Annotated in this window: 2 protein-coding genes and 1 pseudogene; 1 reads left to right on the plus strand and 2 read right to left on the minus strand. The window is 74.0% G+C overall.

All coding sequences use genetic code 11. The annotated features are described in order from the left end of the window. On the minus strand, window positions 1-765 hold a 765-nt coding region (locus NQ160_RS21050; protein ID WP_257517031.1), incomplete at its 3' end, for a methylenetetrahydrofolate reductase. Between the two features lie 212 nt (window positions 766-977). On the opposite strand from NQ160_RS21050, the gene NQ160_RS21055 reads away from it, so the two are divergent. Further along, window positions 978-2,897, plus strand: a complete 1,920-nt coding sequence (locus tag NQ160_RS21055; RefSeq protein ID WP_257517032.1) for a S9 family peptidase — start codon at window positions 978-980, stop codon at window positions 2,895-2,897. Window positions 2,898-2,938: 41 nt separating this feature from the next. Here NQ160_RS21055 and NQ160_RS21060 read toward each other — a convergent pair. Beyond that, window positions 2,939-3,311: pseudogene (locus NQ160_RS21060) on the minus strand (GTPase HflX); the annotation flags it as partial.

Raw genomic sequence — 3,311 nt, forward strand, 5'->3', positions numbered from 1 at the left:
AGCCAGCTCTGCGGGCAGCTCCTCGCCCGTCAGCTCCAGCACCCGGCGGAGGCGCGCGGGCGAGGTGATGGGCATGATGCCGGGGAGGATCGGGATGTGGACGCCGGCTGCCCGTGCCCGCTCGACGAAGGCCAGATACACGTCGGGATGGAAGAACAGCTGGGTGATCGCGAGCGTGGCACCCGCGGCCTGCTTGGCCAGCAGCGCATCGAGGTGCTGGCCGGCATGCCGCGACCGGGGATGCCCCATCGGGAACGCCGCCACGGCGATCTGGGCGCGCTGGCGGGGCTGCACGCGGGCGGCGCCGGGAAGACCCGGGATCGCCGCCTCGGTGTAGGGGGCCCGCTCCGCCTGCACGCGATCGATCAGCTGCACCAGCTGCGCGGCGCTTTCGAGGTCGCCGAGGAAGGCCTCGTCTTCGCCGACACCCGCCGGCGGGTCGCCGCGGAGGGCGAGGAAGCTCGTGATGTCGGCGTCGAGGAACTCCCGGATGAGTGCGGTCGCGCCGGCGTAGGTGTTTCCGACACAGGTGAGGTGCGCCAGCGGCTCGACCGACGTCGTCTGCCGGATGTGGCGCAGCACCGCGAGGGAGTCCCCGCCGGTCGACCCGCCGGCCCCGTAGGTGACCGAGAGGAAGCTCGGGCGCTGCTCGGCCAACATCCGGATCGTCTCGCGCAGCACCTCGGCTGCCGCCGGCGTGCGCGGCGGGTAGAGCTCGAAGGAGAACGGCACCGCCGGTGCGCTCGCCTCGGGCAGCAGGCTCATCTCGCCTCCTCAGGCGTCAGGGGACGCGGCCCATGCGGCCGCATCCACGCATCGTGTGCGTTTCTCGCGGGCGGGTGCCGGGCTCGGCTGTCGCTCCTGGCCTGCCCCCGTGCGGGGCGAGGCGACGATGGGCCAACGGTAACCAGGTCGATCCTCCGGCTGCGGTCCTGTGACGATCCGTGCCGTTGTGTGTCGCCGCGTAACGTGGGGGCATGGTCGACGTCCTTCCCTACGGTTCCTGGCCCTCTCCCCTCACGGCTGCGGAGGTCGCCGCGGCATCGCCGCGGATCGAGGGGGCGACCTTCGTCGGTGACGAGGTGTGGTGGGGCCAGACCGTGCCCGGTGAAGGCGGTCGCACCACCGTGCGCCGGCGCACCCCGGACGGTGCGGTCTCGGACGTGCTCCCCGGCCCCTGGAACGCGCGGTCCCGCGTGCACGAATACGGCGGCGGATCGTGGGCGGCCTCGCCCGACGGCATCCTGTTCTTCGTCGAGAAGACCGACCAGCGGATCTATGCGCTGCCCGCCGATGGCGAGCCGACCCCGCTCACCCCGGACGCCGGCGACGTGCGCTTCGGCGGGCTGAGGTGGCAGCACGGGACGCTCCTCGCCGTGCGCGAAGACCACACCCGGGGGCCGCGCCCGGTGCGGGATATCGTCGAGATCGCGACCGCGGGCGACGTACGCGTCGTCCCGCTGGGGGGTGGCAGCGACTTCGTGGCCCAGCCTGCGCTCTCCCCCGACGGCCGTCACCTGGCCTGGGTCGCCTGGAATCACCCCGACATGCCATGGGACCGCAGCCGGGTGATGGTGGCGCGGCGCGAGGCGGGCGGCACGGCGACGCCCACGTCGGTCACGTCCGGCACCGCCTCGGCCCTGCAGCCCGAGTGGCAGGATGCCGCGACGCTCGTCTACGCCGACGACGTCACCGGACGGTGGAACCTGTGGCGCACGGACCCGGCAGCGGGCACGGCGCCCGAGCCGGTGTCGCCGGCAGACGCCGACACCGGCGGACCGCTGTGGGGCCTCGGCCAGCGCTGGTTCGCCGTGCTCGAAGACGCGCGCATCGTCGCCGTCCAGACGAACGGCGACGACGAGGTGGTCGTCATCGGCTCCGACGGCACCGCACGACCGCTCGAGGTGCCCCCGACCGCGGGGGTGTCGGTCGAGGACGCGGCCGGCACGCGCGTGCTGCTCACCGGGTCGGGCGCGACCCTGCCGTCCGGGCTGTGGCTGGTCGACGTCGACCGCCCCTCGGGCGCGATCACGATCGCCGGCGGCGAGTCCGCGTGGGACGCCGAGTGGATGCCGCAGCCTCGGCCGTTCACCGTCGACGGGCCGCTGGGTCCCGTGCACGCCTACGACTACCCGCCGACGAGCCCCGTCGCCGAGGCGCCCGAGGGAGAGCTCCCGCCGTACGTCGTCTTCGTGCACGGTGGACCCACCGGTCAGGTGGCAGGAGCGGCATCCGGCAAGATCGCCTACCTCACGAGCCGCGGCATCGGCGTGCTCGATGTCAACTACGCCGGCTCGAGCGGATACGGCCGCGCCTACCGCGAGCGTCTGCGCGGCCAGTGGGGCGTCGCGGATGTCGCCGACGTGGCCGCCGCCGCTGCTGGGCTCGCCGCCGAGGGCCGGGCTGATGCCGCACGCCTCGCAATCGCGGGCGGCTCGGCCGGGGGGTGGACCGTGCTGTCCTCGCTGGTCGGCACCGATGTGTTCGCGGCCGGGATCTCACGCTACGGCGTGGGCGATGCCCGCTCGCTCGCGGAGGACACCCACGACTTCGAGGCCCGCTACCTCGACGGGCTCATCGGGCCCCTTCCCGAGGCGGAAGCGGTCTACGCGGAGCGCTCGCCCCTCAGCCATCCGGACCGGTTCCGGGTGCCGGTGCTGCTGCTGCAGGGCGCCGACGACGAGGTGGTGCCGCCGTCGCAGTCCGAGGCCGTCCGCGACGCCCTGGCCTCACGCGGCGTGCCGCACGCGTACGTGCTGTACGAGGGCGAGGGGCACGGCTTCCGGCGCGGCGAGACGATCGCCAACGCGCTCGAGTCCGAGCTGTCGTTCCTGGGGCAGGTGTTCGGCTTCGAGACCCCCGGGGTGCCCACCCTGGAGCTCTCCGCCGGCGACTGACACCGCCGGGCGCGGCGCGCACGCGGCCCCGGCGCCCGCGCTCACGCGTCGGTGCGGAACCGCTCCAGTTCGGCCGCGAGCCGCGGGGAGACGTGCGCGTGCAGCGCCGTGCCCTCCTCCTCGTGGGACTGGGCCAGGATGTGTCCGGTCTCGTGCGCCGCCGACACGAGGTCACCGCGGTCGTAGGGCACGAGCGCGTGCACCTCCACGGCGGGCAGCGGCAGCGCCGCCTCCACAGCCGTGCGCAGCTCGTCGATGCCCTCGCCGGTGCGCGACGACACGAAGAGCGCGTCGGGCTCCAGGCCCCGCAGCACCAGTCGGGTGTCCTCGTCGACGAGGTCGGCCTTGTTGAACACGACGATCTCGCGGATGTCCCGCGCTCCCACGTCGCCGATCACGTCCCTCACCGTCGCG

Source organism: Microbacterium sp. zg.Y909, from assembly GCF_024626565.1.